General features: G+C 36.5%; 12 protein-coding genes. 10 read left to right on the forward strand and 2 right to left on the reverse strand.

Translation table 11 applies throughout. From position 1 onward, the window contains the following. Positions 1–144: 144 nt before the first annotated feature. From hemE to hemY, 3 genes are all read left to right on the forward strand, one after another. Positions 145–1170: a uroporphyrinogen decarboxylase gene (gene hemE, locus B9N79_RS16685; RefSeq protein ID WP_040057181.1), complete on the forward strand. Its 1026-nt coding sequence runs from the start codon at positions 145–147 to the stop codon at positions 1168–1170. Between the two features lie 114 nt (positions 1171–1284). Beyond that, positions 1285–2220: a ferrochelatase gene (gene hemH / locus B9N79_RS16690; protein ID WP_085118698.1), complete on the forward strand. Its 936-nt coding sequence runs from the start codon at positions 1285–1287 to the stop codon at positions 2218–2220. A gap of 151 nt (positions 2221–2371) precedes the next feature. Beyond that, positions 2372–3808 (forward strand): protoporphyrinogen oxidase, encoded by a 1437-nt coding sequence (gene hemY / locus B9N79_RS16695; protein WP_040057179.1) that lies wholly within the window; start codon positions 2372–2374, stop codon positions 3806–3808. Between the two features lie 38 nt (positions 3809–3846). Here hemY and yhfH read toward each other — a convergent pair whose 3' ends face one another. Further along, complete coding sequence (gene yhfH, locus B9N79_RS16700; RefSeq protein ID WP_082023562.1) at positions 3847–3975, reverse strand: protein YhfH; 129 nt, start codon at positions 3973–3975, stop codon at positions 3847–3849. Positions 3976–4197: 222 nt separating this feature from the next. Between yhfH and B9N79_RS16705 the strand changes: the two genes are divergently transcribed. From B9N79_RS16705 to aceA, 5 genes are all read left to right on the forward strand, one after another. Beyond that, positions 4198–4932, forward strand: coding sequence for an MBL fold metallo-hydrolase (locus tag B9N79_RS16705; RefSeq protein WP_040057178.1), 735 nt, complete (start codon positions 4198–4200; stop codon positions 4930–4932). 17 nt (positions 4933–4949) lie between these two features. Continuing rightward, positions 4950–5939, forward strand: coding sequence for a lipoate--protein ligase (lplA, locus tag B9N79_RS16710; RefSeq protein WP_026009685.1), 990 nt, complete (start codon positions 4950–4952; stop codon positions 5937–5939). 145 nt (positions 5940–6084) lie between these two features. Next, positions 6085–7641: a long-chain-fatty-acid--CoA ligase gene (locus tag B9N79_RS16715; RefSeq protein WP_046216711.1), complete on the forward strand. Its 1557-nt coding sequence runs from the start codon at positions 6085–6087 to the stop codon at positions 7639–7641. A 132-nt stretch (positions 7642–7773) separates the two neighbouring features. Next, on the forward strand, positions 7774–9021 hold the full coding sequence (locus B9N79_RS16720) for a M48 family metallopeptidase (protein ID WP_040057176.1): 1248 nt from the start codon (positions 7774–7776) through the stop codon (positions 9019–9021). Between the two features lie 194 nt (positions 9022–9215). Continuing rightward, a complete protein-coding gene (aceA, locus tag B9N79_RS16725) occupies positions 9216–10499 on the forward strand; it encodes an isocitrate lyase (protein ID WP_040057175.1) in 1284 nt (427 codons plus the stop codon). An 87-nt stretch (positions 10500–10586) separates the two neighbouring features. Here aceA and B9N79_RS16730 read toward each other — a convergent pair whose 3' ends face one another. Further along, positions 10587–10832: an IDEAL domain-containing protein gene (locus B9N79_RS16730; RefSeq protein ID WP_231573095.1), complete on the reverse strand. Its 246-nt coding sequence runs from the start codon at positions 10830–10832 to the stop codon at positions 10587–10589. A 234-nt stretch (positions 10833–11066) separates the two neighbouring features. On the opposite strand from B9N79_RS16730, the gene B9N79_RS16735 reads away from it, so the two are divergent. Together B9N79_RS16735 and phaZ are read left to right on the forward strand one after the other, a co-directional pair. Further along, positions 11067–11705: a TVP38/TMEM64 family protein gene (locus tag B9N79_RS16735; RefSeq protein ID WP_019393891.1), complete on the forward strand. Its 639-nt coding sequence runs from the start codon at positions 11067–11069 to the stop codon at positions 11703–11705. Between the two features lie 236 nt (positions 11706–11941). After that, on the forward strand, positions 11942–12844 hold the full coding sequence (gene phaZ / locus B9N79_RS16740) for an intracellular short-chain-length polyhydroxyalkanoate depolymerase (protein ID WP_019393890.1): 903 nt from the start codon (positions 11942–11944) through the stop codon (positions 12842–12844). Position 12845 lies beyond the last annotated feature (1 nt).

Genomic DNA, 12845 nt, shown 5'->3' on the forward strand with positions numbered 1-12845 from the left:
GCACATCTTTTTGACAACTGAAGCTTCTAAGTATACAACCGTTATAAAAATCGGTATAGTGGCAAAAGGAGAAGAAAATTAGCCTCTTACGGATAAGAGGCTAATATACATACCGGATTATGGATAGGGAAGGTGAAGGAATTTATGAATGAAACATTTTTAAAAGCATGTCGAGGGGAAAAAACAGATCATGTTCCTGTATGGTATATGAGACAGGCAGGACGTTCACAGCCTGAATATCGAAAACTGAAAGAAAAGTATTCTCTCTTTGAAATTACACATCAACCAGAACTCGGTGCATATGTTACACGACTGCCTGTTGAACAATACGGAGTAGACGCTGCAATCCTTTATAAAGATATTATGTCACCGCTTCCAGCGATTGGTGTTGACGTTGATATTAAAACAGGTATTGGCCCTGTTATTAGTAATCCAATTCGTGCCTTACAGGACGTTGAAAACCTCGGAGAAATTCATCCAGAGGAAGATGTTCCTTATGTGTTAGAAACAATTAAGTTACTCACAACAGAACAGCTCGATGTTCCGCTTATTGGTTTTGCTGGAGCTCCTTTTACATTAGCAAGTTATATGATCGAAGGAGGCCCTTCTAAAAACTATAATAAAACAAAAGCAATGATGTATGCCGAACCAAAGATATGGTTTTCTCTAATGGATAAGCTTGCTAATATGACGATTACATATGTGAAGTCACAGATTAAGGCAGGAGCTAAAGCTATTCAAATTTTTGACTCATGGGTTGGAGCCTTAAATGTCCAAGATTACCGGACGTTTATTAAACCAACAATGGAAAAGATTTTTAGTTCGCTACGAAATGAAGGTGTTCCGCTTATTATGTTTGGTGTTGGAGCGAGTCATCTTGTTCACGAGTGGAATGATTTGCCGCTTGATGTTGTGGGTCTAGACTGGCGTTTATCTATTAACGAAGCTCGTGCACTTGGAGTAAATAAAACAGTACAAGGAAACTTAGATCCGGCGATTTTACTTGCTCCATGGCCTGTTATTGAAGAGCGTGTAAAAGCAATCTTAGATCAAGGAATGTTAACGCCAAACTATATTTTTAATTTAGGACATGGTGTATTCCCAGATGTAAATCCTGATACGCTTAAGCGACTAACTTCGTTCATTCATGAGTACTCGAGCCAAAAATAATGAAAAAAGCCACCTTATCTTTTGAAATTATGTCGTATTCATGGGAAAATAGATAATAGTTATTATTAAAAGATAATTATTTTAAAATATAGTGTTTTAATGAGGTGCAGAAAAATGGCAAAAAAAATGGGTTTACTTGTAATGGCTTACGGAACGCCTTACAAAGAGGAAGATATTGAACGTTATTATACTCACATTCGCAGAGGACGGAAACCAACTCCTGAAATGCTGCAGGATCTTACTGATCGCTATAAAGCAATCGGTGGAATTTCCCCGCTTGCTCGTATTACAGAAGAACAAGCGAAAAAGCTTGAAGAGCATTTAAATAGCATTCAAAAAGAAGTTGAGTTTACATCATATCTTGGTTTAAAACATATTGAACCTTTTGTTGAAGATGCAGTAGCTAAAATGCATGAAGATGGAATTGAAGAAGCAATCAGTCTTGTGCTCGCTCCTCACTACTCAAGCTATAGTGTGAAATCTTACAATGGACGGGCAGTAGAAGAAGCAGAAAAACTAGGAGGATTAAAAATTCACCCAGTTGAAAGCTGGTATGATGAGCCAAAATTCATCAACTATTGGGCGAAACGCATTAAAGATATTTTCAGTAATATGAGCGAGGAAGAACGAGAAAAGGCTGTATTAATTGTTTCGGCTCATAGCTTGCCAGAGAAAATTATCGCTGCAGGTGATCCTTATCCTGATCAACTTCGAAGAACAGCTGACCTTATCGCAACAGAAGCGGGAATTAAAAACTATGAGATTGGCTGGCAAAGCGAAGGAAATACGCCAGATCCTTGGCTTGGACCAGATGTGCAAGATTTAACTCGGGCGCTTTATGAAGAGAAAGGATATACATCCTTTGTTTATGCTCCTGTTGGATTTATAGCCGATCACCTTGAAGTTCTATACGACAATGATTATGAATGTAAAGTTGTGACAGATGAAATTGGTGGGAAATACTACAGACCAGCTATGCCAAACGCTCAAGATGAGTTTATTGATGGCTTAGCAACAGTTGTTTTAAACAAAGTAAAGCAACCAAAATAATTAAAAACCACAAACGGAGCTACGCATATATTTGCGTAGTTTCTTTTTGGGTGTCACGAAACTGTCATAACTGTCCGGTTACAGAAGTTCGCAAATATGTTAGAAATAATTTAGACTACAAATAATACAATAACAATAAAAAAGAAAGCAGATGATACAATTGAGCGAAAAACGCCAAAAAGTTGTAATTATCGGTGGCGGAATTACCGGCATTACAGCTGCTTATTATTTGCAGAAAGAGATTAAAGATAAAAAACTACCGATAGATTATCGTTTAATAGAGGCAAGTCATCGTCTAGGTGGAAAAATTCAGACGATGAAGCGAGATGGTTTCACAATTGAAAGAGGTCCTGATTCCTTTTTAGCGAGAAAGCAAAGTGCAGCAAGACTCGTAAAAGAAGTAGGTCTTGGAGAAGAACTTACAAATAACTCTACAGGTCAATCTTACGTTTTAGCAAGGGAGAAGCTGCACCCTATTCCACAAGGAGCTGTAATGGGCATTCCAACTGAAATTTCTCCGTTTCTTACAACCGGATTATTCAGTCCAATGGGAAAAGTAAGAGCTGCAGCAGATTTCATTCTACCTAAAACAAAAGAAAAAGGAGATCAGTCGCTTGGTCACTTTTTTAGACGTCGTTTAGGCAACGAAGTTGTGGAAAATTTAATTGAACCGCTTTTATCTGGTATATACGCAGGAGATATTGATCGACTAAGCCTTATGTCGACTTTTCCTCAGTTTTATCATGCAGAGCAAGAGCACCGAAGCCTTATTTTTGGAATGAAAAAAATCACAGATCTCCGTCAAAAGTCATCTTCACATGGTGGAAAAGCAAAAGGGCAGTTCTTAACACTAAAAACCGGTTTGCAATCTCTTGTGGATGCAGTCGAAGAACATTTAGAGCCTACTGCTGTTCAAAAAGGAGTTCGAGTAGATTCTATGCATGAGTCAGATGGTAAATTTCATCTTTCATTAAGTAACGGAGAGAAAATTACCGCAGATAGCGTTATTGTGACAACACCTCACTATGCTGCTCAATCACTTCTTCCTCAATGCTCTCTTTTACAGCCGCTAAAGGACATGCCTGCCACAAGCGTTGCAACAGTTGCAATGGCTTTTCCAAAAGAAGCTGTCAAACAAGACATTAATGGAACAGGGTTTGTTGTAGCTCGAAATGGTGACTATACTATAACAGCATGCACATGGACACATAAGAAATGGCCGCACACAACTCCAGAAGGTAAAGTATTGCTTCGTTGCTATGTTGGAAAAGCAGGTGATGAAGCTGTTGTAGATTTATCTGATGAAGAAATTGTACGGATTGTACTGGAAGATTTAAATCGAATTATGGATGTTGAAGGTCTTCCTGAGTTTTCTATTGTCTCACGCTGGAAACGAGCAATGCCTCAATATACAGTTGGCCATAAAAACACAATTGAAACAATTTATGATCAGCTTGAGCATACAATGCCAGGATTATTTTTAGCAGGCAGTTCTTATGAAGGACTAGGTTTGCCAGACTGTATTGATCAAGGTGAAGCAGCTGTTCAAAAGGTGCTTAATCTCCTACAGACACAACAAATTTCTTAAATATCAAATAAAAAAGGAAGGCTCTAAGCCTTCCTTTTTTATTTGATATTTAAACAGTTATTACACGTATTTCCATAACATTCATGCTGCTCTTCTATTGTATTTCCACAATCTCGGCATTTTTTAGGTGGTAAATTTCTGAAAAATTCTGTAATCTTTTCGATCATTTTAACTCCCCCTAACACGAATTTTGTTAATATCATTGTATTATAACAGAAAATAAAATGTCAACTGTTTTATAACAATATATAAAAATGATAAAATGACCTAGCCTGTAAATGAAGAAGCTTCTGAATAGGTAGAGCATAGTTTTTCGGGTATAATAGAATGGAAAATTTCTATTCCGTGTAACCTTTCAATACAGAAAATGAACAGGGGGCTTTAACGCAATGAAGGTAACAACAGTTGGATATTGGGGTGGTTATCCTGCTAAAGGAGAAGCAACAACCTCTTATTTATTTGAATACGATGGCTTTAATCTTCTTGTAGACTGCGGAAGCGGAGCATTAGCACAGCTTCAAAATTACATAGAACCATTTGAGCTTAATGCTGTTATCATTTCACACTATCATCATGATCACGTTGCAGATGTTGGTGTTTTACAATATGCCTTAAAGATTCAAGGGAGTCTTGGAAACAAACGCAATCCATTGCCGATTTATGGACATACTTATAATATGGATGGCTTTCATTCTTTAACAAGTGAAGGAGATACAGTTGGAAAAGAATATAATCCAGAAGAAGAATTACAAATTGGACCTTTTCACATTGAGTTTTTAAAAACAAAACATCCTGTTCCATGCTTTGCGATGAAAATTCAAGCGGAAGAAAAAACAGTGGTGTTTACAGCTGATTCAAGCTATCAAGACGAGTTTATTCCTTTTTCAACAAATGCTGACTTACTTATTTGTGAATGTAACTTTTATAAGGGGCAAAATGGAGAAGGTCCTGGTCATATGACAAGTGAAGAAGCTGGATTTATCGCAAAAGAAGCGAACGTTAAACACCTACTGCTCTCTCATCTCCCTCATTTTGGAGATATTAACTGTTTGAAAGAAGAAGCTCAAGAGTTATTTAAAGGAAATGTAGAGCTTGCTTATAGCGGATTCACATGGAATACATAAAAGGAGAAGATATTTGTATGCTTTATATTGACAATAACAATATTACAGATCCAAGAATTAACTTAGCTATTGAAGAGTACATTTTAAAACATTTAGATATCGAAGAAACGTACCTTCTATTTTACATTAATGAACCATCTATCATTATCGGGAAAAACCAGAACACAATCGAGGAGATTAATACTAAATATGTGGAGGAACAAGGCTTACATGTTGTTCGTCGTTTATCTGGTGGCGGTGCTGTGTATCATGATTTAGGAAACTTAAACTTTAGTTTTATTACAAAAGATGATGGAGAGAGCTTTCATAACTTTAAGAAGTTTACAGAGCCTGTAATTCAAGCCTTAGAAAAATTAGGTGTAGATGCAGAGCTTAGCGGTCGTAATGATATTATTGCCCAAGGACGAAAGATTTCCGGGAATGCCCAATTTTCAACAAAAGGACGTATGTTTAGTCATGGTACACTTCTTTTAGATTCAGAGATTGAAAATGTTGTTTCTGCATTAAAAGTGAAAAAAGATAAAATTGAATCAAAAGGAATCAAATCCATTAGAAGTCGAGTAGCGAATATAAGTGAATTTTTAGAGCAAAAATTAACAACGGAAGAATTTAAACAGCTTATTCTAAACTATATTTTCGATGGAGAAGAGAACATACAGCGCTATGAACTTACTGAAGAAGATTGGAAAAAAATTAACGAAATATCAAAAGAACGTTACCAAAACTGGGATTGGAACTACGGCAAATCACCAAAGTTCAACCTTCAACATTCAAACCGTTTTCCAGTTGGACAAATTGATGTTCGTCTTGAAGTGAAAAAAGGACAAGTTGAGCAATGTAAAATCTTTGGAGATTTCTTTGGAGTTGGAAATGTAGAGGAAATTGAAGAGAAGCTTACAGGGATCCGTTATGAGCGTCAGGAGGTTGCTAAAGCCCTCGATGATGTTGATATTAAACATTATTTTGGAAATGTAACAAAAGAGGAATTTATTGATCTTGTGTACTAAAAAGCTCAGAAGAAACATTTTGTTTCTTCTGAGCTTTTTTTATTTTGAAAATTAAGAAAATTAATTATAAAATAAAAAAAGTGGGGGATGAGTAACAGCAGGAGAGACCAAAGGGTAAGAACACTTATTTTAAGGGAGGGAGAAAATGAACATATTACAAAATTTAACGATGAAAACACAAGAAGATGGTGAGAAAACAGCTTACAAATATAAAGATTACATTGTTTCGTATAAGATGTTAGATGAACAAGCAACAAAGTTTGCCTCAGGCCTTCAAACGCTAGGAGTTCAAAAAGGTGAGCATGTAGCACTTCTTTTAAATAATTCATATCATTTTATTGTGTCACTATATGGAGTACTTCGAGCAGGGGCTGTTGCTGTGCCTATTAATCCACTTTATACGAAAAGTGAAATTCAATATATCTTACAAGACAGTGATGTAAAAACAGTGATTTCAATCAATAGTTTACTGAACTCCTTAGAGCGAGAACCTTACTTGAAGAATATTATTGTTTGTCCAACAGAAAAACTTGCAGAAGCTGACTCTTTTCATGTATCTAAACGGCTTAAGGGAAAGGTACATACGTTCACAGAAGTTCTGCATCTGCTTGAACGTACATTGCTTCCTATTCCAATCGATGGAGAAGATGTAGCAATGATTTTGTATACATCTGGAACAACTGGGAAACCAAAAGGAGCGATGCTGACCCATACTAATATCTACAGCAATGCGAGAGATACGTCCACATACTTAAATATAGCGAAGTCTGACCGTATTATCGCCGTTTTACCAATGTTCCATGTTTTCTGTTTAACAGTTTGTATTAACGCACCGCTTATAGCAGGTGCTACAATTTTGATTCTTCCAAAATTCAGTCCTTCTCAAGTCTTTTCGTATATTAGTACAGAAAAAGCAACCATCTTTGCAGGAGTACCAACAATGTATAACTTTCTTTGTCAATACGAAAATGGGACAAGAGAAGCATTAGAAAGTCTACGTCTGTGTGTTTCTGGAGGATCATCAATGCCTGGTGCTTTGCTACGCGAATTTGAAGAGAAGTTCCAAATATCGATTAGAGAAGGATATGGACTTTCAGAAGCTTCGCCTGTAACTTGTTTTAACCCTCCTAGGAGCACCATACAAAAGGAAGGATCTGTGGGAGTTAGTATTGTAAATGTGGAAAATAAAGTTGTAGATGGACAAGGTGAAGAAGTACCATTTGGGGAAATAGGCGAGCTTATTGTGAAAGGCCCCAATGTCATGAAAGGCTATTATAAGCTTGAAGAAGAAACAAGGCACATTATAAAAGATGGCTGGCTATATACAGGTGACTTAGCCCGTATGGATGAAGACGGATATATTTATATTGTTGATCGTAAAAAAGATTTAATTATTGTTGGTGGATATAATGTTTATCCAAGAGAAGTTGAAGAACGGTTGTACGAACATGAAGCTGTCGTTGAAGCCGCTGTTATAGGGGAAAAAGATGAGACGTATGGCGAAGTTGTAAAAGCGTATGTTGTAACGAAAAAGGTCGTGTCAGAAGAAGAGATTTTAGGATTTTGCAAAACACATCTTGCTCCATATAAAGTTCCACAGAATATTGTATTTTTAGATGAACTGCCTAAGAATACAACAGGAAAGATTTTGCGAAGAGCTTTAAAAAAGAAGCTTTCAGAAGAGGAAGCAACTCATTTATAATTCTACCCTTCAGCCTTCTCCACTTGGTGAAGGCTTTTTTTTATGGAAAAAGACAGAAAGGAGTTGTAGTTCTAAAATAGAAAAAAAGACTTAAACTAAATAATAGAAAGTTGGACAGGAAGGAGCATATTTGTGAAAAAAAAGTTTATTATTGTTTTTCTTTTTTTTATTGTTTACGGACTTGCTCTATGGGGGTATCTGTATGGAGCAAGTGCAGAGATTCCACATGAGCTACAAGGAACAAGCGTTGATCCACAAACGTTTATGACATCAAAAGAACTGCTGTTAAGCGAGGAATATTCCACAATCCGTAATTTCTTATCGCTTTTATCAGCACCATATGAATGGCTCATTCTGCTCTTTTTGCTCATGTGGGGGTGGTCAAAGACGTTCAATATTTGGGCGGAAAAAATAAGTAAACGCAATTTTATGCAAACGGTTATTTACCTCTTCTGGTTATCACTTGCAACACTTATTCTAAGTGCTCCATTACAATGGGTCCGCTATAAATTGTCATTAAAATACGGAATTTCTGTTCAATCTTTGCATGATTGGATCAAAGAACAAGTTATTGATTTTTGGTTTAATTATATCCTAATGATTATTATTATTCATGTGATCTATATGCTTATTCGTTATACAAAAAAACGATGGTGGTTCTATACGTGGATTTTATCAATTCCATTTACCTTATTTTTAACTTTTATTCAACCTGTTGTTATTGCTCCTCTTTATGATGATTTTTCTCCACTTCAAAATAAACAATTAGAAGAAAAGATTCTCCGCTTAGCAGACAAAGCAAATATCCCAGCAGACCATGTCTATGAGGTGGATAAATCTGAGGAAACAAATGCTCTTAATGCATATGTCACAGGAATTGGCTCTAACTCAAGAATTGTGTTATGGGACACAACCCTAGAACGTTTAACAGACAATGAAATTTTATTTATTATGGCACATGAAATGGGTCATTACACAATGAAGCATGTTTATTACGGATTGCTTGGATCGCTCGTTTTGTCGCTTGTTGGATTGTATCTTGTACACAAAATAATCGGGAGTTTGTATATGCGCTATAAGAAGAAAATAGAGATTTCTTCTCTTGGTTCGCTTGCAACCGTTCCTTTACTTCTTCTCATTATTTCGATGCTTAGTTTTGCTGCAAGTCCGTTAACAAACTATGTATCACGCGTTCACGAGAAGAAAGCAGATGAGTATGCTATCGAACTTATTGAAGATAAAGAAGCGGCAGTAAGTTCGTTTCAAAAGCTTTCAAAAGCAGGTCTTAGTCAAGTTAATCCACCATCTCTTGTGAAGTTTTTTCAGTACACACATCCTCCAATGTTAGAGAGAATGCAATATATTCAACAACACAAATAAGTATGATAAATTTTGAAAAATAAAAGAAGCTATAAACAGTAAAAAATTTCAAAAAAGTAGTTCCGTTTTTTAATCTATTGTTATATAATAATTAACGTAAATACAAACTGTAGTATAACAGAAGATGAACAGCTTTTTGTTTTAGAATGTCGTCAATGCTTTTATGAAAAATTCATCAATAAGGGGATGAAGAAATGAAAGATTTACGCGTACAAAAATTAGAACAAAGCTGGAAAAACGATAAAAGATGGGAAGGTATTACACGCCCATATTCAGCAGAAGATGTTATTAAGCTTAGAGGATCGATTGATATTGAATATACGCTCGCAAAGAACGGAGCCGAAAAACTTTGGAAAGGTCTCCATGAAGAACAATTTATTAATGCTTTAGGAGCTTTGACAGGAAATCAAGCTGTACAGCAAGTAAAAGCAGGATTGAAAGCTATTTACTTAAGCGGCTGGCAAGTTGCCGCTGATGCAAACCTTTCAGGACATATGTATCCAGATCAGAGTTTATATCCAGCAAACAGTGTACCAAGTGTTGTGAAGAGAATTAACCAAGCTCTTCAGCGTGCAGATCAAATTCAGCATCTTGAAGGAGAAGGGGAAATTGATTACTTTGCTCCTATCGTAGCAGATGCAGAAGCAGGATTTGGTGGTCAGTTAAACGTTTTTGAATTGATGAAAGGAATGATTGAGTCTGGAGCATCAGGGGTTCATTTTGAAGACCAACTTTCATCAGAAAAGAAATGTGGCCACCTTGGTGGAAAAGTACTCCTTCCAACTCAAACAGCTGTGAAAAATTTAATAGCAGCGCGTTTAGCAGCAGATGTGATGGGAGTACCAACGCTTGTTATTGCACGCACAGATGCAGATGCAGCTGATTTGATTACGAGTGATATTGACCCTGTTGACCAGAAATTTATTGCGAGCGAAGAAAGAACACCAGAAGGTTTCTATCGCACAAAAGCAGGTATTGATCAAGCAATTGCTAGGGGCTTAGCATATGCTCCATATGCTGACTTAGTATGGTGCGAAACATCTGAACCAAGTTTAGAACAAGCGGAAAAATTTGCAAAAGCAATACATGAGGAATTCCCAGGTAAGATGCTTGCTTACAATTGTTCGCCATCTTTCAACTGGAAGAAGAAATTAGATCAAGAAACAATTGAAGAGTTTCAGCGTGAAATCGCAAAAATGGGCTACAAGTTCCAATTTGTTACTCTTGCAGGATTCCATTCTTTAAATCACAGCATGTTTGAGTTAGCGCGAAAATATAAAACGCGCGGTATGGGAGCCTATTCAGAGCTTCAACAAGCAGAATTTGCAAGTGAAAAACATGGCTATAGTGCAACAAGACATCAGCGCGAAGTTGGCACAGGATATTTTGATCAAGTATCTCAGATTGTTACAGGTGGTACGTCTTCAACAACAGCTTTAAAAGGCTCAACAGAAGAATCACAGTTTACTGAAGCATAAAAAAGAGGAGAAGCGCTTACGCTTCTCCTCTTTTTTATTTGAAGATAGATATAAAAAAACCCTTCAAGAAATGAAGGGCTTTACATGCTATGTTGTGCTTTTCATAAGGGCTGCATATTTCTCGGCTAACTTGTAGAACGTTTGCTGATCACCTGTGTCTAAAGCGTTATTAATCTCTGTTTCCAAAATCTCTTTTTTGCGTTTGAAAAGGGAATCATCAATAACCATTTGGATGTACATCTGTAACAGGTTTTCGTCCTTTCTGTTTCTCCGTGAATGGGCTAGCGACTTCATCATCTCAGTGTAAGAATTTTCGTTTTTAATGAGAATCACCCCTGCGCCTTTTTTTTAGTATATAAACGAAAAAGCGAAAATACAACTAGAATTTATAATTTTTAAAAAATTTATTTGTTCTGTACTGTAACAGAGCAACCAAGCCTTTTATTTTGATAATCTTTACCCCATTAAAAAAGACTTAAAACAGGCTTATGTCCTTAAAAGAGGACAAACTGTACAAGAAAATCTATAATGGGATAAAATAAGAACAAGGATAAAAGTTATGAAGAGATGGAGGAAGCTTGGGCATTGAATGAAGTAGAGCATTTTTTTACACTAGAGAACATTTTAGACTTGCTTAATAAATATCAGTCATTTGGTCTTTTACCTGGTATTTTGCTACCCTTCCTTGAAGCTTTTATTCCAATCTTGCCGCTGTTTGTTTTTGTTGTAGCTAATTCGGCGGCATTTGGACTGTGGCTAGGGTTTCTTATATCTTGGCTCGGAGCAGTAGGAGGAGCACTTTGCGTATTTTTACTTGTCAGGAAATATGGACAGCGACGCATTTTCAATTTTCTACATCGCCATCAGCAAGTGCGCCGCGTCATGGATTGGCTCGAGCGTCACGGCTTTGGTCCTTTGTTTATTATGCTATGCTTTCCTTTTACTCCTTCAGCAGCCATCAATGTCGTTGCAGGGCTATCCCGTGTTAGTATGGCTCAGTTTGCCTTAGCCGTTATGGCGGGGAAAATGGTTATGATTTTTGCGATAAGCTATATTGGAGAAGATATCGGATCATTTTTTAGAGAGCCTCTTAAAACAGTTATTGTACTTGCTGTTATCGTAATCCTGTGGATTGTAGGAAAGCGAATTGAAATTCATCTAAATACGAAAACAGGCTATAAGCAACGAAAGCGAGAAAGAGGATAAAATACTTGTAAAATATTAAGCCCTGAAGGAACTGTCCTATGACAGTTCCTTTTGTTTGAAAAATAAATTAAATTAATCTTGCAATCATGAAAAGGAAGAATATTGAATAATGTAAAAGTAGAAGGTCTTCTGCAGAAAAAATAAAGCTTTAGTTATTAAAACTAGTTCAAACGGCGAGGGAAAGGGTAAACAAAAGTATAAACCTATTAACTATATGGGAATATAGGGGGATGCTTATGAAGAAAGTGCTACTGAAAAAGACAACGCTTTCGAATGGAGAAACATTAGGATACCGAGAGCGGGAAGGAGGATCGGTTCCTTTATTACTCATCCATGGAAATATGACATCATCGAAGCATTTTGATACCTTTTTAGAAAAAGCGGATGAAAAATATAAGATTTATGCGCTTGATCTAAGAGGATTTGGTGAATCCACTTATAATACACGAGTTGAAGATATACGTGACTTTGCGAAAGATGTAAAACTTTTTGTTGATCAAATTCACCTGAAAGATTTTGCACTTCTTGGGTGGTCACTTGGTGGAGGAGTTTGCTTACAGTATGCGGCACTTTATCCAGATGACTGTCATCATCTTATTTTAATATCATCTGTCTCGACTAGAGGATATCCACTTTATGAGATGGACGAGTTAGGAAGGCCTAATGTAAATCACCGTCTTTCAACTAGAGAAGAAGTTGAGGGAGATAGTCGGATTGCTCCAATGGTAACAGCTTATGAGACGAAAAACTATCCCTTTCTCCGAGCTGTATGGGATTCGCTTGTTTATGTATATGAGAAACCGGAAGAAGAACGATATCAATCCTATTTAGAAGATATGACAACACAGCGCAATTTAGCAGACGTTTATTATAGCTTAAATTCCTTCAATTTAAGTAACGATCATAACGGGCTTAAGGAAGGAAGTAATGAAGTTCAAAACATTCAAATACCTGTTTTAATCCTTTATGGAGACAAGGATTATGTTATCACACAAAAAATGACAAGGGAAATTACTGTTGACCTAGGTGAATTTGGCACATATGTGGAATTAAATAAGTGTGGACATTCTCCACTTGTCGATGCACTTGATCAAGTTCTCCATGAAATGAATCACTTTCTAAATAAAAAAGAGGGGTGAA

It is taken from the genome of Priestia filamentosa (genome assembly GCF_900177535.1).
GTDB classification, from domain to species: Bacteria; Bacillota; Bacilli; order Bacillales; family Bacillaceae_H; genus Bacillus_I; species Bacillus_I filamentosa.

Coding starts and splice junctions, on each gene's coding strand:
- hemE (WP_040057181.1), top strand. CDS start 145: ATGAATGAAACATTTTTAAAAGCATGTCGAGGGGAAAAAACAGATCAT.
- hemH (WP_085118698.1), top strand. CDS start 1,285: ATGGCAAAAAAAATGGGTTTACTTGTAATGGCTTACGGAACGCCTTAC.
- hemY (WP_040057179.1), top strand. CDS start 2,372: ATGATACAATTGAGCGAAAAACGCCAAAAAGTTGTAATTATCGGTGGC.
- yhfH (WP_082023562.1), bottom strand. CDS start 3,975: ATGATCGAAAAGATTACAGAATTTTTCAGAAATTTACCACCTAAAAAA.
- B9N79_RS16705 (WP_040057178.1), top strand. CDS start 4,198: ATGAAGGTAACAACAGTTGGATATTGGGGTGGTTATCCTGCTAAAGGA.
- lplA (WP_026009685.1), top strand. CDS start 4,950: ATGCTTTATATTGACAATAACAATATTACAGATCCAAGAATTAACTTA.
- B9N79_RS16715 (WP_046216711.1), top strand. CDS start 6,085: ATGAACATATTACAAAATTTAACGATGAAAACACAAGAAGATGGTGAG.
- aceA (WP_040057175.1), top strand. CDS start 9,216: ATGAAAGATTTACGCGTACAAAAATTAGAACAAAGCTGGAAAAACGAT.
- B9N79_RS16735 (WP_019393891.1), top strand. CDS start 11,067: ATGGAGGAAGCTTGGGCATTGAATGAAGTAGAGCATTTTTTTACACTA.
- phaZ (WP_019393890.1), top strand. CDS start 11,942: ATGAAGAAAGTGCTACTGAAAAAGACAACGCTTTCGAATGGAGAAACA.